Raw genomic sequence first — 19,596 nt, 5'->3', positions numbered from 1 at the left:
TTTCGCAGCTTATCACGTCCTTCATCGCCTCTTAGAGCCAAGGCATCCACCGTCTGCCCTTCTTTTGCTTATATTTTTTTGCTCTCGCATATCATACCCCTAACGGTACAATACGGCTATTGTAGTTTTATATCATCCCATACTTGAGTACAGGAAAATCCTACTATATTCTTCTCTTCCGATATGTCTATGATCTCGTATTCCTCACAGGAGATCCGCTCTCCCGTTTTGTGGGTGCAAAGTTAGAAAGAGTTTTTCATTCTACCAAACTTTACTAACAAAAGATAGACAAACATATCAAACAGCACTCCCGAAACAGCATTTAATCCGCTTGTTTTCAAGCCTGAAGACAAAGAAATATTTTATCGAAAAGCATTCTTTGTCCTTCCGAACAGCCCTCCCCTATGTATATTACTAATGTATCACCCTTTTATTTTCTTCATTAAAAGCAGAAAGGGAAAGCAAAAAGGCTGTATCGGGAATTCAATCCTGATACAGCCTTTCAATTTATGCTAAAGCTACGTTCTTATTGTTCTTTTGCTTTGATTTCAATAAGCTCGCAATCGAATCTCAGTGTTTCGTTAGGACCGATCTTGTTACCTGAGCCATTTTCTCCGTAAGCAAGTTCAGCCGGGACCCAAAGAGTAAACTTAGATCCAACCTTTACAAGTTGAAGACCTTCTGTCCATCCCTTGATAACACCGTTCAATGGGAAAGTAGCAGGCTCTCCACGATCGTAAGAAGAGTCGAACACTTCACCGTTAAGAAGTGTTCCCTTATAGTGAACTACGACCATATCTTCAACTGTTGGCATAGCACCTTCACCTTCTGTTTCGATCTTATACTGAAGACCGGATTCAGTTGTGATAACGCCTTCTTCTTTTGCATTCTTAGCCATGAACTCTTCGCCTTTTGCCTTATTTGCATCAGCAGCCACCTTGCGAAGTTTTTCAAAAGCAGTTTCCAAGAACTCTTGAACAGCCATGCTATTCATTTCGATAGTATCACCCTTCAAAGCTGTTTCAAGACCCGCTGTAAAGAGTGCTACATCAAGAGAGTCTCCAGGTATGACAGAACCTACTTGGCCCTTCATCATATCTATTTGGAACTTCATTTGCTGACCTTGGTAGAAACCGATAAGGTATGCCATAGAGTCTTTTGTTGTCTTTTGTGCGCTTAGAGGCACAGAGTTCTTTGTGCCGTTACAAGCAGTAAAGGCAAATGCACCTCCTATAAGAGCTGCTGTAAGAAGAATCTTTTTCATTTCCGTTTATTTAATAATTATATCCTATATTCTCGTCAAGACGCTTTTACTTCTCTATACTTAGAAGCTCTATGTCAAATATAAGGGTGCTGTAAGGCTCGATGCTTTGACCGGCTCCTTGCTCTCCGTAAGCGAGCTGATAAGGAAGAAACACTCTCCACTTAGAGCCTACGGGCATCAGTTGTACCACTTCCGTCCAGCCCTTGATGACACCATTCAATGGGAATGTAGCCGGTTCGCCTCTCTGATAAGAAGAGTCAAAGACCGTTCCATTGATGAGTGTACCATGATAATGACACTTTACCTTATCCGTTGCCTTGGGTTTCTCGCCCTCTCCTTTGGTCAAAATCTGATATTGAGCACCTGAAGGCAGCGTTACGACTCCTGCTTTCTCTTTGTTGATACGCAAGAACTCTTCTCCGGCTTCCTTATTGAGAGTAAACTTATCCTCCTGCAATTTCTCAAAATATTCTTTAAGAAGTTTTTGTGCTTCCTCTATTGAGATTTGTGGAGTAGCACCTTTCAATGCCACGTCCAATCCTTTCACAAACTCTTCTGTATTAAGTTCTTTAATTCCTGTTGCTGTAAAATTATGCCCGATGCTCAGGCCTAACGCATAGCTTATTTTATCCATTTACAATAATATATTTTGACGGCAAAGTTAGAAATAATTATTGATCTATAAAAGAGCGCATTGCAAACTTTCAGAGAAGGCATTACTCCTCTATAACATTCCCTACATGGATCCGCCTGCTTCTTGTATCCTCAAACAGGGGACGATAGTCGTTGTTCGGAATGACCTTGTTTCTTCTGAAAACAAACTCTCTGACACTCTTGGCATAATAGAGAGGAGAGTCGAATGTTTCAAAGATATTGTCCTCCACCACTATTCTCCCGTGATAGTACCGATCTTTCGAGTCAAGTTCCCGAATTACCGGATCTACAGAAATGATACCATTGGTAAACTGATACATCCCCGTAAGCGGATTCACAAAACGGTTTTTAGAGATGATCACCTCCTCGCACGGACCACTCTCGTACCAGCCATTGGAGTCTCCGCAAAGAAGTATGGCACTGCCGTGAGTATGGTCGAACAGATTTTCTTCGCAGACCACCTTTTTGATTGTAGAGAATAAAGCCCCTCTTGCCCTATTGTTCCTAACGATATTCTTACTGAACAGCACCGTAGGATAGGCAGAAAGATTCTCCACCGCAAGCTGTTTGCCCTCTATTTTATCCAATGGAAGCGGATCCTCAAAAGCGATCATCCTTCTTTTCTGATCTCCTTCAGAGAGAGGGAAAAATGATTGTATTTTAGATGTATGTACCGGCAAAAGCGTTTTACGATCAATGAAACGGATAGAGTCTCCACTCTCATACCAGCGAAGCCCAAAGCTCTGCCCATGTGCAAAAGAGGCTTGCACTTCGGAAGCATTCAGCACGGAGTCCACCCTCAAATAGGTTCCATGCACATTGATGGCATCATCTGCCATCTGCTCGTATAACCCATTAACGGAAGAGATATACCCTCTGCAACCCGAGAAATGTGTGGCATCGGCTTGTAGTGTAAAGTAACGTTCAGAGCCTTGTGCCACTTCCACCTTAAAGCCATCCAGCGATATATTCTCGGTGTCTTGTGCTATAAGTCCCATTCCTTCGGCATAATGCACAACGACATCCTTAAGTTCAATATTCTTGCTATCCATCACCACGATACCCGGAGCAGGTCTGTAATACGACCTCAGCACATATCTGTTATGCTGAGAAGCATAGGGATACTCGCCCCACCCTTTCAAGATCAGGTTTCGTTCGCTTTGACGTATTATCTGAGCCGGGTTAAAAGCGACATCTGCTCTGCCCCAAACCATTCTTCTGTCCTCCTCAAACGGCATGGCTACAAAGGGTGTAACTTCAAAGTCTTCTCCTTGCAAGACTATCTTGTTCTCTCTTACCTCAAACCGGGTCTCCTCCGGAACTCTTACAAGCATCGACTTATCTTCATCTCTCATCTCCAACACCTCTATCTGCATCAGTGCCGGACGAGGATCGTCTATGGAAAAACCTTGCAGGACAACCCCGGAACACCCTTTCACCACAAACGGTATCTGTCTGCCGTGAAAGAGCAGCTTGGTCTGTCCGTCACCTTCCACCACAACCTTTCCGCCTGTTATTCCCTCAAACATAAACGCCACCTTTCTATCCTTTACGTGGTCATGATTGGAGATAAACAGCTCATAACTCGGCAGACTGTCCGGATAGAAGTGATAAGAACCGTTCTTCAACGAGATCTTCACACTCTTACCCTCCTGAGCCATCCGGTGCGATGTTTGAAGCAAACGGCGAAGAGCGGGAGAGTTGTCAAAATCTTTTTCCGAACGACCGCCATACTCCTCCAGCGTGAGAGTAACGGGTTGAGAACTCTTATAAGGCTTTCTCACTCCGCAGGAGAGCAGAAGCAAGAAAGAGAGCGACATAAAAACAGGAAGTAATCTTTTGTACACGACAATCTGTATTTGAAAAATAAAAAAACTCTTAGACTTAAACTCTCATCTCTTCTTGAAAAATAGGAAGTAGAGATGCCGAAACAGCGTGGGGATGGTACCATAATAGGCACTCATGATCATGAATCGCTCCTTCAAAGAGGCTTTATGATGCTTGGTTGTGGCACCCTCATGGAGATACTTTGTAAGGAAACCCTCCACTTTCAGACACTCTGCCCCCACCTCTTCGGCACGGCGAAGGATACGTATGCACCAGTCAAAATCGGCAGAGAGCCTGTACTTCTCATCATTATAAAAAGGTACAAGTTCTCGACCGGCATAGAATGACTGATGACACACAAGCATACCGTTCTTGAAGCTTTTCCAAGTCAGCTTTCGTGGTGGAGAGAGTTTTCTCGGACCCATACTGCATCCATCATAATCGACGATCTCCGTATGTCCGTAGAGCACAGCAGGCAGCCTGCCTGCGTTCACAGGCTCTCTGAGATACTCCACTGCTTTATCCATCACACGCGAGACGGTATCCGAATCATAAAACGTATCCCCTGCATTCATGAAGAGAACATAGTCGCCGGAAGCTCTTTTCAGCCCTTTGTTCATTGCGTCATAGATGCCATTGTCTTTTTCGGATACGAAAACCGAAATCGTATCTCCATGATCCCGGGCAAGTTTTGCAGTATCATCCTTGGACGCACCATCTATCACGATGTACTCTATATGCCTATAGCTCTGATCCTTAACACTCTTAATGGTGCGCTTGAGCAAGGGTGCGGCATTGTAGCAGACCGTAATGACGGAAAGTACCAAACCATCTCTTTCTAACTGTTCCATGGCTCAAAGTTCCGAAAAATTTCTCTCATAAAGTCGTATATTTACTCCAAAATAGACACTTGACAGAATGAACAAAAAATCTTTTCAGGAATATTATGCTCCGGAGTTCAGCCACTGCTTCGGCTGCGGAACGGCAAATGAACAGGGTCTTCACGTAAAAAGCTACTGGGTGGACGGTACAGAAAACGAAAGCGTAGCATATTACCGACCGGAAGGTCATCATACCGGAGGGTTTCCGGGATTTGTTTACGGAGGTCTTATTGCCGCGATACTCGACTGCCATGGCAACGGAACTGCCGCCGCGGCAGGCTATAAAAGAGAGATGAGAGCCATGGATACCCTGCCGGCTCTGAGGTATGTAACCGCCAATCTGAACCTCAACTACAAAAAGCCTACCCCTATGGGTGTGGATCTGGAGCTGAGAGCACGTGTCGTGGAGACAACGGCAAGGAAAGTCTCCATGGAGCTTCGGCTGATAGCCAACGGCACTATAACCGTGGAGGGAAGCATGATATCTGTTCTGCTCCCTGCATAGGAGCATCTTGCCCGGAGGCTCTCTTTTCTCGTCTGAACCTGTATGAAATTGTCTCTGAACGGATTAAATTTCAAGTCTTAACGGATTAAAATCTTGCAATCAAGCCTTGATTTGCAAACAACAAGGCTTGGTTTGTGGAAGTCAGCCTTCGATTCCCTCAAAACAAGGCTTGAAAACCAATTCTTTTCAGGATAAAAGGAAGTTTTATTCACTTATAACTCCTTTTCCGAACAGGTATAATCAAAGATGGGAAAGAGCATCCGTAAAAATGAACCGACGGCGGCTCTCTTCGGCAGACTTGCATACAAAAAGAAAGCTGTGCCACGGATCCGCTCCGTAACACAGCTTATATTTCAGCTCGAAAGTTCTTATAACATCGAAAAGCAGAGTGCAGATCAGAAACTGACCTCAAAACTCATCCCGTCGTAAGCCAGATGGGTGCGAGTATCGAGAGCTTTCAGAACCGCTTCCGCCTCTGTATGTCTGCCGATGGTATGTGCCAAGTGGGTGAGATAGATCTGCTTTGCCCTGATGCTGTTGCCCACCTCTACTGCCTCTTGAACGCAAAAATGTGTGGGATGAGTATAGAAGCGCAGACCATCTATGATCAGATGTTCCACCCCTTGAATGGCTTCCAGTGTCTCCTTCGGTACTACTTTCACATCCGTAAGATAGGCTGCATTGCCCATTTTGAAACCCAATATCGGCAGTTTGCCGTGGATCACACGGAGCGGCAGTATCTCTATCCCTTTCGGTTTAGGCAGAGAAAAAGGAACATTGGGTTCTATTATCGTGAAGCTATAATGCGGAACACCCGGATAGGCAACGGCTCTAAACGCATACGGCATACGCTCTTTAAGAATGGTCGAAAGGTACTCCTCTGTATATAGAGGGCAGTCCGTCTGTCCTCGAAACAGAGGACGAATATCGTCCAGTCCGCCTACGTGGTCATAGTGCTCGTGTGTAAGGAATATCCCTTCTAAGGAAGAGACATTCTCTCGTATCATTTGCTCTCTGAAGTCGGGCCCGCAATCTATTACATAATGAGCGGCATCGGCATCTTCCTTTTCCCCGAAAGAGAGAAGAATGGAAGCCCTTAAACGTTTATCTCTGACATCTGTCGAAACACAGGTGGAGCAGCTGCAACCAATCTCCGGAATACCGGTAGATGTACCGGTTCCCAAGAATGTAATCTTTCCTTTCATACGATTACTCTTGCGGATGATTATATGTGGGAGCTGCAACGTATTTCACTTCGGGGATGAGGCGAACACCATACTTTTTCCACACGCTCTCCTGTATCTCTTCCGCCAACCTTGCCACTTCTCTCCCCGATGCTCCTCCATAATTGACAATGATAAGAGCATGCTTTTCGTACGTTCCCACATTTCCGGAGCGGTATCCTTTGTAACCACAGCGGTCTATAAGCCATGCGGCAGATAGCTTTCCCCGTCCGTCATCTTGAAGATGATACGACAAGTCCGGATACTCCTGCAGTAAAGACTGAAGTTTATCGGCGTCCACTACCGGATTCATAAAGTAACTTCCGGCATTTCCAAGCACTTTAGGATCCGGCAGTTTGCTTTCTCTGATGGAGATGACACGCTCTCGCACCTGCAACGGAGTAAGAGCAGCACCTGCCGTTTCCAAGTCTTGCAATCCGTTGTAAGAGAGAATGGGCTTCGGTTGCTTGCTCAAACGAAGAATAACCTTGGTGATGAGGAAACGATCCATCTCTTCTGCCCTCTTGAAGCGAGAGTGTCTGTAAGCATAGTCGCACTCTTTCTGCATATAAATCCGATGCTCTCCATTCACAAGGTCATACCCCTCCACGGAGACAAGGACATCGGCAATCTCAACACCGTAAGCACCAATATTCTGTACCGCAGCAGCACCTGCCACTCCCGGTATAAGGGAAAGATTTTCTATTCCCCACCAGTTACGTTCACAACAGTAAGCTACTGCGCGATCCCATTCCACACCTGCATCCAGCTGCAAAAGCACGCTCGACTCGTCTTCGGAAAGCAGTCGTATCTCATCGGAGATGTACTTGATCAAAACTCCATTCACGTTTACCGTAAACAGGAGATTGGATCCTCCTCCGATGATATGTTTGTCGGCATGGCAGAAGTACTCGTCACGAAGCAAAGTTAAAATATCTTCTTCCGACTCTATCTCCACATAGTACGAAACCTGTGCTCCCACACTAAAGGTGTTGAGAGGCTCTACGTTATAGTCTGTATGTATCTTCATATTTATAAAAAAGACCAAACCCCCACGGCATATACCCCCGGACTCTAAGAGAAAAGGGACTATGCGATGAGGGTATGACCTTAAAATGTATTGAGGTTCACCTTTCCGGTAAAAAACTGTCCGTTAGGAATTCTGCCCTAACGTGCGTAATCCGGAACGATATTATCTCAAATTTACTGTTTGTGCAGGATCCAAGCGTCATTGAACTGAGAGTAACGTCTCTTGATAGACTCTCTTGTTGCCACGGCTTCTTCCTTTGTGTCATAGCTCGCAACAATAACACGATACATGCCCATCTCGTTTTGCGCAAGAAGAACATTGTATCCTTCAGCTGTCATTCTCTCTTTCAATGACTTTGCATTAGTCACATTTTGGAAGCTGCCAATCACTACACTGAAAGCGCGAAGCCCTGTTGCATCTTCTCCTTGTGCAGGAACAATTCTTTCACGAACCACAGCAGTATGCTCGGTTGTACGAGCTATCGGCTTGATATCATCCATAGCTCCCTGATTTCCGGCCTGTGCCATTTCACGCTGTTTAGCTTTTTCCCAAGCTTCACGATATGCACTTTGTTTAGGTTTACAAGAAGTAAGACCTCCAACAAGAAGTAGTCCTGTAATGGCAATGATGATTCTTTTCATGTTCTTATTCAATTTGGTTTTTACACTCACAAATGTAAGAAAATAAGTCAGATTATTCAAATAGTAGTCCGCAATCTATCTACTCTTTTCGCCATACCGATTGCCCTCGCAATGCTAACAAATGAGTAAAAAAGATATAATCTCTAAAACCGACTATCCATTAAGCCTCTTTTTCCTCTTCCTGCTCTTCAAACGTGGTGAATCCATCCTTTACAAGCATATTGTACCAAAGTACAACCTTTCTGATATCTGTGGGATAGACTCTCTCCTTATCGTAGTTCGGCAACACTTCTTCCATGAAACTTTTGAGAGATTCCGGTGTTGCAGCAACGTTTTCAGCGTCCAACTCTTTACCGCTCTGCTTTTCAAAAATAGTGGTGAGCAGTGTTCTTAGAGGCAGATCGCCCTCTTCGGTGTAGATGGAAATATCGTACAGGGAAACAACTTTATCTTTTGGGAAAAGCTGACGCTTCACTTTAGTGGTAAGATCTTGAATGACTATTGGAGTTCTGTTTCCGGTCAAGATTTTGAACAATCCCGGTTTACCGCTTATGGAGAGAATTTGTTTCAGTGACATTATTCTTTATTTTTAATGTTTTATTAGGTGATAATTAAGTTGAATATCTCTTCCCACTGTTCTATAACAGAGTGTGGGGAATAGTTTTTTATTGTGTATAAGGCACGAAATTTTGCCGTTTCTATTTCATCGCTTTGCGTTCTGATACGTCTTTCTACTTCTTCTTTCGGCATCTTATTGCGGAGCATCACTCTCTCTGTTCTTACTGCTTCCGGAGCATCAACCAGAATAACGGCATCACAAAACCGGTTCATTCTGCTGGAGTAAAGTATGCCGGACTCCATCCCGACCCATTCGCATGGAGACTGTGCCTTCCAAGAGAGAAACTTCTCCTCTACTGCCGAATGGATGATCCGCTCCATTTCTATCTTTTTAACAGAAGGTGTCCCGAAAATGATTGAGCTTAGAAAAGGTCTGTCTATCTCTCCCTGCTCGTTCAAAACGGATCTGCCGAGTAGTTTTTCCAGCTGAGCCGCAACGCCGGAATCGAAATAAACAGCTTTTGCAACGCTATCAGTATCGAAAACAGGGATACCATAAAGAGCAACAAGCCTGCTTAGAATGCTTTTTCCACTGCCTATGCCGCCACAGATACCGAGGACACGCGTCTCTTTTTTCATTCTTGTGCCTCTTTTTCTTCCAAAAGATACTCCACAGTGGTAGGGTCGGTCTGGATCATCTGCACGTAAAACGGCTTCTGCTGTATGATTATATCCGCCTTTCCGGACCTGCTGCCTCCCAGCTCTGCCTTGTCTATCGTTACCACAATATCCTTTGGAGAGAGCTCTTTGAACATATTCTCCGGAATAAAACAGGTAACACGGATAAAAGAGGGAAACGTACGCACATAGAAAGGAAGCTCTTCATCATTCATGGAGATAGGCACTTCAAACTCTTTCTGAACCAGTTTCTGGGTGTGAGCACAAAGCGTTATCTCATTGGGAGTAATGGTAATCCCGTTGCGAGAAAGGAGTCGCACCGTAAAGATAGTGGAGTCTTTGACATTGCTGAATACGATAGTATCGGTCTCCACCTCCGTCAAGAGATCCAAAAGATGCTTTCCGCCATAGACGATAGCGGAGGTCTGACTCATGGAGACAGAGTCCAAAATACTTCCTATCTCCGGTTCTATCTTCGTGGAGAGCTTTATGGGAAGCTGCTTCTTCGCCTTTGCGGTATAGCTGAACCCTATACTTGCCGGCACGATGCGGTCTATACGGGACGATGAGAGTGCTTGCGAATAGATCAACTTCTCCAACTGTTCGGCAGATATATCCACAGCACCATATCTTTTCTCGGAAAACTCTATCGGCAAAACGATCTCCCGTGCCCTCTGAAGCCATATATATCTCAAGAAAGCACTTCCCGTGTCTGTGATGGTTACGGTTACGGTTTCGGGTATAGGCTCCGAAAGAGAGATGTCTGCAGGTATCTCCGGCGCCACGAGCTTGAAAGTAACATTATCCGTATAGGTATCCTGCACTGCCCGTATAAACCAAAAAGCAAAACTAAGCACAAAAAAGAAGAGGTATGCCATCAGTTTGCGCATACCTATACGCCCAAGAAGGGAGTTCATCTTCTTCGATAACTTTTGCCTGCGAGACATTACTCTTTTCCGATGATCTCTTTGCTGCTTACTTTTTCTTCTCTTCTACCACAAGAGGGAATATGCTGGAGAAGGTTACACGCACCTTTACGCCTTCGGCTATCTCTACGACAACGTATCCGTTTTCTTTGTTGATCTCCTTGAGCGTACCCATGATACCATCCGAAATGATCACTTTGTCTCCGGTCTTGAGGCTTTCTCTCTGACGCTGTACCTCTTTTTGGCGCTTGCTGTTAGGACGGATGATGAAGAGCCAGAAGACGAGCACCATCACACCTATGAAGATAAACTGCATATATGAGCCGCCGGCAGGTGCTGCTTGTAAAAATACCATGTTCATAGTTGTTTGAAGTTATTTGAAAGTTAAAATTGTTTTTCTTTTATTCCGAACGTCCCAAACGGTTCATCATGCTCCGAGAATGCGTCCCTCTGCTTTCAGATCCATTATGGCTTGATGCAGAATACCGTTGATGTAGTTCGTGTTGTTCGGATTGCTATAATACTTAACGAGGTTAAGGTACTCGTTCATCGTCACGCTGGTTGCTATGGTTGGGAAGTGTATCGCTTCCGTTATGGCGAGTTGCAAGATAAGGTATTCTATCTCGGCGACACGCTCCTTGTCCCAGTTGCGGAAGTATTTGCTAATGAGTGCTCTATACTCTTCCTCGTTCAGGATAGCCTGAGAGACGAGCTGTGTACCGAACTCACGCTCCTCGTTGCCGTTATATTGCGGACGAAGAAGCCGTGATAAAGCGGTGTCCTCTTTCATACCATTCACCACCTTTAATACAAAGCTCATCACGATCTCAATATCATCGTTCCAGAAGATAGAAGAGTCTTGCAAAATAGCGAACCACTCATCGTTATCCAAGATGAAGCGTTTGTAGATGCGCTTCCAGAACTCTTTATGAGAGTCGAAGTCTTCTGCCGGAAGCGGTATGCTATCCTCCTCTTCTTCTCGAAGCAGGAAAGAGAGAATGTTAGAGAAGTAGTCCGTAAACTCTTCCCTTGCCGGAATCAGCGTCTCACACTCTGCAATGAAGTCGGGATCGGCTTCCAAGATTGCCACGTATGGGGAAGCGATGATAATATCCAGCTTTTTCACCAACTCCATATCCGAAGATCTCTTCTCCAGTTCGATCTCCTTTCTCCTCTCAGCCTTTACTTTCACATAGTATGGCACCAGCACCATCAGCTTGTATAAGTGATAAGATTTGTCCAATGCCATGGTCAGATTGTTGGATGCCACAGAAGCCTTTGTGCCTCCGGAAAGGTAAAAACTGTACAGTATTTGGAGGGCTTTTATACGTATCAGTGTACGATTGATCATATCTATTCTATGAATAAGTTGGCTACAAAAATACGACTTTTCTCACACTATACCAAAGGGAGAAGATCAAGCCATTTCAAAAGAGAAAATAGAGGGACGAAAAGGAGAAAAAGCCGTTTTTACCCGATGCCCGGTCAAAGAAAAAAAAGCGGCTTCAAAGCGGAATTTTTATATAAAAACGAATGGTCAAAAATCGGAGCGGACAGCTCCCCCAAAAACCTCCAATCTAAAGAAAGAGATCTCCAATAAGAGATAAAACACTGTCCATCAAGCGCATATAAAACAGCCCATCTTTGGGAAAAATTTTTCTCCAAGCCATTTGATGGGGCTTTTTCGCGTTAATAGCTGTGAATTTTAACACCGTCAATCGTAAATAAATCCTAATGCACTTTCGGGACAAAAAACGACAAAAAAGAGCCGAAAACGCATAAAACACTACATATCAACACCATAAGCAAAAATTCTAAACACGTTAATAGAATCCAGTAAACGTATTAAATGAAATCGGTAAACGTGTTCATTGAAAAATTAAACACGTTAAGCCGAAACAATATGCTCGTTTAGTGTTTTCGCTTAACAGCTATCGGAATTTGTGTTAATAAAATAGCGCGAATTTAACAATTCGGTCGTGCTCTGAAAACGACCCCTCCGATCAAAATAGAGAGCAGAAAAAAAGCGAGCATTTTTCGGGATGAAATATATAAAAACAGAGCTTCCGGAAAAGGGCTGTATTGTCTCTTTCCGGAGGAGAAAATATCCACACCGTTTTTTGAGCTGTCTTACCTGTTTCTCCCACTCTCCAATCTCAAACTTGAGAACCCAAATAGATAAAGAAGGTACTTTTTCTGTATATTTGTCTCAAAATTAAAATCATAGACTAACATGACATTGAAAAAACTAATCAAAGAGACCCACCTTTGGCTTTCGCTACCGTTCGGAGTGATCATTTCAATCATTTGTTTCAGCGGAGCTATGCTGGTATTTGAAAGAGAGATTACGGAGTGGTCTAATCCGAAAATATTCAAAGTAGCCGAAGTGAAAGCAGAGACTTTGCCTATGGATTCGCTTATGAACCTGGCACAAAAGAGTCTGCCCGAAGGAGTAAAAATCACTTCGCTTCGCATCTCATCCAATCCGAAGAGAAGCTACGAACTTGCCATATCCGAGCCTCGCCGTACTCTGCTGTTTATAGATCAATATACGGGAGAGATAAAGGGCTTTATAAAGCGTCCGGCTTTCTTCTATACCATGGTGAAGCTTCACTATACACTGCTGGACAAAGTAGAGAGTAAGGATGAAATCTTCTGGGGTAACGAGCTTGTGGGTATCAGTACCATCGTGTTTGTCATAGCTCTTATTACGGGTATTGTTCTCTGGTGGCCTCGTTCGAGGAAGTATCTGGCAAAAAATCTAAAGATAGTTGTCGGGAAAGGTGCATGGAAATTTTGGTATTCGTTTCATAATGCAGCAGGAATGTATGCCCTTATCTTCCTTCTTGCCATGGCTCTTACGGGGCTGAATTGGAGCTACTCGTGGTATAAGAAAGGATTTTATGCCGTTTTCGGTATGTCTCAACAGCCGTCGGAACAGGGCGGTAACAGACATGGAACAAGAGGTGATAAAAAAGATGCCGAAATCTCTCCGGAAAATCCATTCATTGCATGGGAAAAAGCTTACAAGTCTGTATTGGCAGAAAATCCTAAGCACAAGCAGATCAACGTGTCCGATGGTTCTGTCTCTGCCATAATAGGAGAATTCGGGAATGCTAACGCAGCCAACAAATACAGTTTTGACAGAGAGAGCGGAGCCATAACGGAACGTAACCTCTACAAAGATGTACCCAAACAGAACAAGTTCCGCAGCATCATCTACAACGTACACGTAGGAAGCTGGGGAGGAACGATAACAAGAGTACTCACAGCCTTGGCTGCTCTCATTGGTGCCACCTTACCTATTACGGGATATTACCTCTTCATCAAGAGAATGATCGTAAAGTATCACAAGCGCAAAAAGGGTGTTACCAAAGTGTAAGTACTCTCCTATCTAAGAAAAATAGAAACAGAGTTCTTGCCAAAGCGTGGCAGACTCTGTTTCTGTCGTAATAAACGATAACACATTACAGAATGAAAATATTGGTTTCTTGGAGTGGAGGCAAAGATTGTATGCTGGCTCTCCATAAAGCTATACAGACTCACTCTCCATCGGAAGTCTATCTGCTGAATATGTGCGATGAGGATGGTTCCATGTCTCGTTCGCATGGATTGAGTGCTCTGCTTATGCAAAGGCAGGCAGAAGCAATGGGTCTCCATCTTCTGCAAATAGCGGTACAACGAGATGGCGGAGGGTATGAAGCCTCTTTCAAAAAAGGTGTCGCCGAACTGATGGTCAAGGGCGTTACGCATGGTGTCTTTGGGGACATCTATCTGGAAACCCATCGCTCATGGGTGGAAAGAGTATGCCAAGAGTGCGGCATCACCCCCATATTCCCTCTTTGGGGGATGAAAAGCGAAGAGGTGGTGCGTTCGCTGATAGACGAAAAGTTCAGAACCACCATCGTATCCATACGCAAAGGCAAGCTTTCGCCCGAAGAGTTCTTGGGAAAAGATCTTTCTCATCCGCTCCTCGATACGCTTAAGGTCATGCCGGGAATAGATCCGTGCGGAGAGAATGGAGAGTACCACACTTTTGTTTACGACGGTCCTCTGTTCCAAAAGCCACTATCTTTCCGGATAACAGATCAGACCGAAAACGATAAACACTACTTTAACACACTTCAACTCTTATGATTCGGCTTCGCAAACAGATACTGCTATTGTTCATAATATGCAGCTCTCTCCTCTCGGTTATAGCTCAAAAGCCTGTGAGAGTAGTCTCTCTCGTCCCATCGGTAACCCAAAGTATCGTAGACCTCAAGGCTGAAAAATATCTGGTCGGAATCACTTCTTACTGCAATGTTCCCAAGGGAGTAAAGGCTGAAGTGGTATCTTCCGCCGTAAAGATGAATGTGGAGAAGATCCTTCGTCTTAAGCCTGACATTGTCTTTGTGTCGGGGCTCACCAATGCGAAAGATATGGAAACGCTGAAACGGATGGGAGTAAAGATACAGATGCAACCCACTCCGAAAAGTTATGCAGAGATTTGCAGCCAGTTTCTCCAACTGGGACGCACCTTAGGCTACACGGAGCAGGCTGAGAAAATAGTAAAGGATAGCCAAAAGGTGATCCGGGAGATCCAGGAAAAAAGAAAAAAGGAGAAAACGAGACGTTCCAAGGTTTTCATGCAGATCGGAGCCAATCCGATCTTTGCGGTTCTTCCGAATACATTCATGGCAGACTACCTCTCTTTTCTCGGCGTGGAGAATATAGCCGAAAAAGAGACCAAAGGCACTCTGACGAGAGAGTTTGTTGTGGCTAAGAATCCCGACTATATCATAGTGGTAACAATGGGAGTAGTGGGAGAAGAAGAGCGAGATACATGGCTAAAACATAAGACCATGACCGCCACGAAAAACGGACATATATATATCGTGGACTCTACAATAGCGTGTCAGCCATCCCCTATCGCATTCAAAAAGACACTCGAAGTTTTGGACAAGTATATCAGATAACAGAAGATGAAAAACAATTTCGGACTTATACACATATACACCGGAGACGGAAAAGGTAAGACAACAGCAGCGATAGGACTCGCTACTCGCGCATTGGGCGGAGGCTTTAAGGTGTGCTACTGCTCCTTTCACAAGCGCCCCGAAAAGTATGGATACACAGAAATGGAGAGCTTGAAAAAATTGGGAGCATCCGTCTATAACTTTGCCAAAGGACACCCACACTTGGATAAATCAATATCTCCCGGAGCCGTTGCACAAGAGGCAAAAGAAGCTGTGAACTTCCTTAAGGATCTTGTCCGACACGAGACATTCGACCTTCTTATCATGGATGAGATACTCATTTCGGTACGAGATCACTACATAGAAGAAGAGTTGCTGCTCGACTTTATCCGCACCAAGCCCGAACATCTTGAACTGGTACTCACCGGAAGAGGTGCTACGGAAAATCTCATGGAGCTTGCTCATTATGTTACCTACTGCAAGAAAGTGAAACACCCTTTCGATAGTAAGATACGCTCTCGAAAAGGGATAGAATATTGAATACCCGTATGCGAACAGCGAAGTATGGCTCAACCTTTGCCATCCCGATCCTTATTGTAAGTCTTGTGGGAGTACTGCTACTCTCTCTGAGTATCGGGGAAATCTCCATCCCTTTTTGGGAATGGGAAAAGATATTGCAGGATCCGGACAGTATGGAGTATGGCATTCTTACTTATATCCGACTGCCTCGTGCTCTCTTGGGATTGGCTGTGGGTGGTGCTCTCTCCCTCGCCGGAGTGGTGCTGCAAGGGATATACAGGAATCCGTTGGTAGAGCCTTACACTTTGGGAATATCGGGGGGAGCATCTTTGGGGGTAACTTTTGCAATTGTCTCCGGACTGCATGCCGTCACGATATTATTTCTGCCGCTTGCCGGATTTATCGGTGCTCTGCTCACAATCTTTCTGGTCTATACTCTCAGCTTGCAGCGTGGCTATCTCAACATTACAAGGATGCTTCTGATCGGTGTCATGATCAGCTTTATCTCCTCTTCCCTAATGATGTTTCTGATGAGTGTGACGGATGTGGAAAACATTCACGGAATAGTGTTCTGGATTATGGGATCTCTGAATGAAAGCAACACGATGCTTTGGGCCTCGATGCTTATTCTGTCCATCCTCTCTTTGGGTATCACCTACCTTTTTACCACGCCCCTGAATGCTCTAAGGCTTGGAGAAGAGAAAGCAATGCACCTCGGCATCAATGCCAATACCACTATACGTATTCTCTTTATAACCACTTCGCTCCTCACCGGTGCCTGTATTGCTGTTGCGGGAGTGATTGGATTTGTCGGATTGGTTATTCCTCATATTGTCCGACTATGGGTTGGTACGGATTACCGTAAACTGCTCTTGACATCATATTTGGCAGGAAGCGTATTCCTGATACTCTCTGATGTTGTTGCTCGAACGATAATAGCCCCCAATGAATTGCCTATCGGAGTGATAACCGGTATCATTGGAGGAGCAGCCTTTATATTGATTTTGGTAAAAAGCAAGTACGGCAACAAATAGCAAAAAACTTGCTGACGATATAAAAAAGAGATCCGATATGGAAGGCTTCCATATCGGATCTCTTTTCTGTGTGTTTTCTGGTTTTAATTCTAAAGGTTAGTCATCGATTCTTACAAACTGTCCGTTTCTGTCGAAGTAGATTTCAACATCATCACCTCTGTGCATGATTTCTACCTTATATCCGTTGGATTTCTTTTCAACAGTAGAAATATAAGCTCTTGGAAACCTTGCACTGATATAGTTTCTGATATTGGCAGGAAGAGTTTCGATGAATGAGTTTGGCAATGCACGCTCATCTCCGTCTACTTCAATCCACTCGCCATTGCTGTTAAAGTTAATGTCAACACCATTTACAAGATCTACATCGTACATAGTAACGTAAGGATTGTTGCTGCGACGCTTAATCTTGATCTCTTTGATACGTACGTTAGGGAAATGAGTAGCAAGGAAGTCGTTTGCAATACGAGGGAGTCTGTCGTCTACAATAGGAGCATCGCCTCCGTTACCCGGATTGTTTCCGCCTTGATCATTATCCGGACCTATCAAAGAACCGTTTGCATCGAAACGAAGTTCAACATCATTCGCCAATTCCAATTCAAATCCGTAGCTCTTTTTCTTTAGTTCTACGATAAAAGTTCTTGGGTAAGTTCTCTTGACATACTCAGAGATACTTGCAGGGATAAGTCTCATGATAGACTCCGGAACCGGTAGATAGTAATCGTCATCTCCCTCTACTTCGATCCAACGATCTTGTCGATCAAATACAACTTTATAGCTCTTGAAGTATCCTTGCTTCAGATAAACTTTCTTTCTGATCTGACCTTTTTCACGTTCGATCTTGGTATAAACGATTCTGTATCCCGGAAAGTGAGTGCTTACAAACTGATCTATTGTAGTGTTTGTATCGGCTTCTCCAGGGTTAGGATTCGTTCCTTGAGAATTGTCGTTAAGTAGTGCTCCGCTTTTGTCAAAGAGCAACTCTTTGTCATTTACAAGCTCAACCTTGAAGCCATAAGCCTTTCTTTCTATCTCCTGTAAACCGATGTTAGGATAGTTTGTATCTACATACTGTACGATAGCAGCAGGTAGAAGTCCGAGTAGATTACGTGGAATAGGACGACCATCTATAAGACTTTCAATCTCTATCCACTGACCATTTCTGTCAAATTCGATCTTGACATTATCTGTAACAATAGTGTTGTTTTTCTTTTTCAACACTCCTGCATAAAGAGCACCGAATTCATTCTCTTTCTCTCTCTTTACCACTTTCTCGACGGTATAGTCTTCAAAGTAAGTGGAGACAAACTGAGAAGCACTCTCAGGCAGTCTTTCTGTTTCTTCTTGAACTATAGGAAGATCTTGCTTAACGTCTTCATTCTTCGTACAAGAAGAGAATACCAATGCTCCTCCAAGAGTTGCAGTAAAAAGTATAAATCCAATCTTTTTCATTTCTTTCTTCATGGCATATAGTTTTGATGATTGTACTGCAAATATCGAAACGAAACCTGAAAAGAATCTGGAATGAAATAAAAAAGTGAGATTTATATTGTTTTCATTCTATATAGAGGATTACACCTGCATTGTTCCCCATCAGAAAGAGATCTTTCTATACTTTATTCTGACGAGAAAGCTCGAAACAGTGTCTGCTTTGAGCATCAAAATAGTAGCTTACTTGCAGATGTTCTACCTCGCAGATAGATTTAACCAAAGCCAATCCCAAGCCTAAAGAGCCTTGTTTCTTACTACCCTGATAGAATTTATTAAAGATCTGAAGAGGATCTAATGGTGTATCTACTCCGCTATTACGGAACACAATCTTATTATCCGAAAGCTCAACCACAAACTCCCCCCCCTGTATGTTGTGCACATAGCCGTTCTTAATAAAGTTGCCGATCAGGATAGAGCCCAAGATTTCATTCATTTCGGTTCGAAACACACCACTCTCCACAATCTTCAAAGATATACTCATGTGTTCATAAGCATCCGAATAGTTCGGTAGCATTTGATGAACAAGGGTATTGAAGTCCAGCTCTTTTTTCTCCACAAACTGATGATTGTCTATCTTGAACAAGAGCATAAGAGCTTTGTTTAGCTTGGAAAGATAATCCAACATCTGCTGAGTCTTTGCAAGTTCAGCCAGCTGTTCTTCAGAGAGTGTCTCGTCTTCCATCAGCGTGTCTATGCGATTAAGGCAAACGGCAATAGGAGTCTGCATCTCATGTGAAGCATTTCCGATAAACAGCTTTTGAGACTCAAACAGCTCCTCTGCCCTCTCCATGTTACGCACTGCTGCCTTATTCAGTTTATCAAATTCCAATATAATGGTCGGATTGTTAAGAGCCGGATTAGCCTCTCCTACTTTATATCCATCCATCCAAGAGAGCAATCTGTACAAAGGTCTATTGATTCGCTCATAGATCCAGATATTTACGGCAATGATCGTAAGCAGAAGACATATATATAAGAATATGATCCATGAAAGTATAGACTCTTTAAGGTCGTGCTTTTCCACGGTTGGGGTATAAACATCCAAACGATAATATTTCTCTCCCATACCCTTGTGATAAACAGCCGAACGCACTCTGGCAGGTTCTGTTTCCTTTTTAAGCGGAAGATAGACCATGGTATCTATATACCTCACACGCCGTCTATTCAGTGCCTCCTCCCTTGAAATCTCTTTCAAATAGTACTGATTGTTCGAGTTGGTACTCACTGTCGGAATACTCTCTCCTGCGAGAAATCGAGCCATGATAAGCTCCGAATAGTCATCCAAAGAGTCATCAATCTCATCGTTCAACTCATCTATCATCGCAGCATAAAAGAGTCCAGCCCATATCGTAAGGATGATACTCAAAGAGATAGATAGCCTTATAACAACCCGATAGATAAGTTTCATAA

Annotated in this window: 21 protein-coding genes; 7 read left to right on the top strand and 14 right to left on the bottom strand. The window is 43.8% G+C overall.

What is annotated here, in order from left to right; all coding sequences use genetic code 11:
* Positions 1-526: 526 nt before the first annotated feature.
* From HQ39_RS06450 to HQ39_RS06435, 4 genes are all read right to left on the bottom strand, one after another.
* Positions 527-1,264 (bottom strand): FKBP-type peptidyl-prolyl cis-trans isomerase, encoded by a 738-nt coding sequence (locus HQ39_RS06450; protein WP_036790239.1) that lies wholly within the window; start codon positions 1,262-1,264, stop codon positions 527-529.
* A 46-nt stretch (positions 1,265-1,310) separates the two neighbouring features.
* A complete protein-coding gene (locus HQ39_RS06445; RefSeq protein ID WP_036790241.1) occupies positions 1,311-1,898 on the bottom strand; it encodes an FKBP-type peptidyl-prolyl cis-trans isomerase in 588 nt (195 codons plus the stop codon).
* 82 nt (positions 1,899-1,980) lie between these two features.
* The gene (locus HQ39_RS06440; protein ID WP_152565522.1) at positions 1,981-3,765 is read right to left on the bottom strand and encodes an alpha-1,3-galactosidase B; all 1,785 of its coding nucleotides are present in this window, start codon (positions 3,763-3,765) and stop codon (positions 1,981-1,983) included.
* Positions 3,766-3,810: 45 nt separating this feature from the next.
* On the bottom strand, positions 3,811-4,596 hold the full coding sequence (locus tag HQ39_RS06435) for a glycosyltransferase family 2 protein (RefSeq protein WP_036864790.1): 786 nt from the start codon (positions 4,594-4,596) through the stop codon (positions 3,811-3,813).
* A 67-nt stretch (positions 4,597-4,663) separates the two neighbouring features.
* On the opposite strand from HQ39_RS06435, the gene HQ39_RS06430 reads away from it, so the two are divergent.
* Together HQ39_RS06430 and HQ39_RS06425 are read left to right on the top strand one after the other, a co-directional pair.
* Complete coding sequence (locus tag HQ39_RS06430; RefSeq protein WP_036864788.1) at positions 4,664-5,131, top strand: PaaI family thioesterase; 468 nt, start codon at positions 4,664-4,666, stop codon at positions 5,129-5,131.
* A gap of 246 nt (positions 5,132-5,377) precedes the next feature.
* Complete coding sequence (locus HQ39_RS06425; protein WP_036790249.1) at positions 5,378-5,560, top strand: hypothetical protein; 183 nt, start codon at positions 5,378-5,380, stop codon at positions 5,558-5,560.
* Here the strand turns inward: HQ39_RS06425 and HQ39_RS06420 are convergent.
* The 8 genes from HQ39_RS06420 to HQ39_RS06385 form a co-directional block, all read right to left on the bottom strand.
* On the bottom strand, positions 5,527-6,336 hold the full coding sequence (locus HQ39_RS06420; RefSeq protein ID WP_036864786.1) for an MBL fold metallo-hydrolase: 810 nt from the start codon (positions 6,334-6,336) through the stop codon (positions 5,527-5,529). The two genes, HQ39_RS06425 and HQ39_RS06420, sit on opposite strands and share 34 nt — an antisense overlap.
* A 4-nt stretch (positions 6,337-6,340) precedes the next feature.
* Complete coding sequence (murB, locus tag HQ39_RS06415; protein ID WP_036864785.1) at positions 6,341-7,384, bottom strand: UDP-N-acetylmuramate dehydrogenase; 1,044 nt, start codon at positions 7,382-7,384, stop codon at positions 6,341-6,343.
* Between the two features lie 173 nt (positions 7,385-7,557).
* On the bottom strand, positions 7,558-8,025 hold the full coding sequence (locus tag HQ39_RS06410; protein WP_036864815.1) for an SPOR domain-containing protein: 468 nt from the start codon (positions 8,023-8,025) through the stop codon (positions 7,558-7,560).
* Positions 8,026-8,185: 160 nt separating this feature from the next.
* Positions 8,186-8,602, bottom strand: a complete 417-nt coding sequence (locus HQ39_RS06405; RefSeq protein ID WP_036864784.1) for a DUF5606 domain-containing protein — start codon at positions 8,600-8,602, stop codon at positions 8,186-8,188.
* Positions 8,603-8,625: 23 nt separating this feature from the next.
* A complete protein-coding gene (gene coaE, locus HQ39_RS06400) occupies positions 8,626-9,222 on the bottom strand; it encodes a dephospho-CoA kinase (protein WP_036864783.1) in 597 nt (198 codons plus the stop codon).
* Positions 9,219-10,208 (bottom strand): hypothetical protein, encoded by a 990-nt coding sequence (locus tag HQ39_RS06395; RefSeq protein ID WP_036864781.1) that lies wholly within the window; start codon positions 10,206-10,208, stop codon positions 9,219-9,221. Before HQ39_RS06395 ends, coaE begins: the two co-directional genes overlap by 4 nt.
* A 28-nt stretch (positions 10,209-10,236) precedes the next feature.
* A complete protein-coding gene (gene yajC / locus HQ39_RS06390) occupies positions 10,237-10,542 on the bottom strand; it encodes a preprotein translocase subunit YajC (RefSeq protein ID WP_235305944.1) in 306 nt (101 codons plus the stop codon).
* 72 nt (positions 10,543-10,614) lie between these two features.
* Entirely contained in the window at positions 10,615-11,538 is a 924-nt protein-coding gene (locus HQ39_RS06385) for a transcription antitermination protein NusB (RefSeq protein ID WP_036864780.1), read from the bottom strand.
* A gap of 882 nt (positions 11,539-12,420) precedes the next feature.
* Between HQ39_RS06385 and HQ39_RS06380 the strand changes: the two genes are divergently transcribed.
* The 5 genes from HQ39_RS06380 to HQ39_RS06360 all read left to right on the top strand — a co-directional run bounded on the left by HQ39_RS06380 (position 12,421) and on the right by HQ39_RS06360 (position 16,698).
* On the top strand, positions 12,421-13,569 hold the full coding sequence (locus HQ39_RS06380; protein ID WP_052079507.1) for a PepSY-associated TM helix domain-containing protein: 1,149 nt from the start codon (positions 12,421-12,423) through the stop codon (positions 13,567-13,569).
* Between the two features lie 92 nt (positions 13,570-13,661).
* A complete protein-coding gene (locus tag HQ39_RS06375; RefSeq protein ID WP_036864778.1) occupies positions 13,662-14,324 on the top strand; it encodes a diphthine--ammonia ligase in 663 nt (220 codons plus the stop codon).
* A complete protein-coding gene (locus tag HQ39_RS06370; protein ID WP_036864776.1) occupies positions 14,321-15,145 on the top strand; it encodes an ABC transporter substrate-binding protein in 825 nt (274 codons plus the stop codon). The genes HQ39_RS06375 and HQ39_RS06370 overlap by 4 nt, the downstream gene beginning before the upstream one ends.
* Before the next feature lie 6 nt (positions 15,146-15,151).
* On the top strand, positions 15,152-15,685 hold the full coding sequence (locus HQ39_RS06365; RefSeq protein ID WP_036864774.1) for a cob(I)yrinic acid a,c-diamide adenosyltransferase: 534 nt from the start codon (positions 15,152-15,154) through the stop codon (positions 15,683-15,685).
* 8 nt (positions 15,686-15,693) lie between these two features.
* Positions 15,694-16,698 carry a FecCD family ABC transporter permease gene (locus HQ39_RS06360; protein ID WP_036864772.1) on the top strand — a complete coding sequence of 335 codons (1,005 nt, stop codon included), beginning with the start codon at positions 15,694-15,696 and terminating at the stop codon, positions 16,696-16,698.
* 96 nt (positions 16,699-16,794) lie between these two features.
* Here the strand turns inward: HQ39_RS06360 and HQ39_RS06355 are convergent, their stop codons facing one another.
* Together HQ39_RS06355 and HQ39_RS06350 are read right to left on the bottom strand one after the other, a co-directional pair.
* On the bottom strand, positions 16,795-18,147 hold the full coding sequence (locus HQ39_RS06355) for a PepSY-like domain-containing protein (RefSeq protein ID WP_160216114.1): 1,353 nt from the start codon (positions 18,145-18,147) through the stop codon (positions 16,795-16,797).
* A gap of 157 nt (positions 18,148-18,304) precedes the next feature.
* Entirely contained in the window at positions 18,305-19,594 is a 1,290-nt protein-coding gene (locus HQ39_RS06350; RefSeq protein WP_036864766.1) for a sensor histidine kinase, read from the bottom strand.
* Between the last annotated feature and the right edge of the window lie 2 nt (positions 19,595-19,596).

Source organism: Porphyromonas sp. COT-108 OH2963 (assembly GCF_000768895.1).
Lineage (GTDB): Bacteria > Bacteroidota > Bacteroidia > Bacteroidales > Porphyromonadaceae > Porphyromonas_A > Porphyromonas_A canoris.
This window is presented reverse-complemented; position numbering and strand designations above follow the sequence as displayed.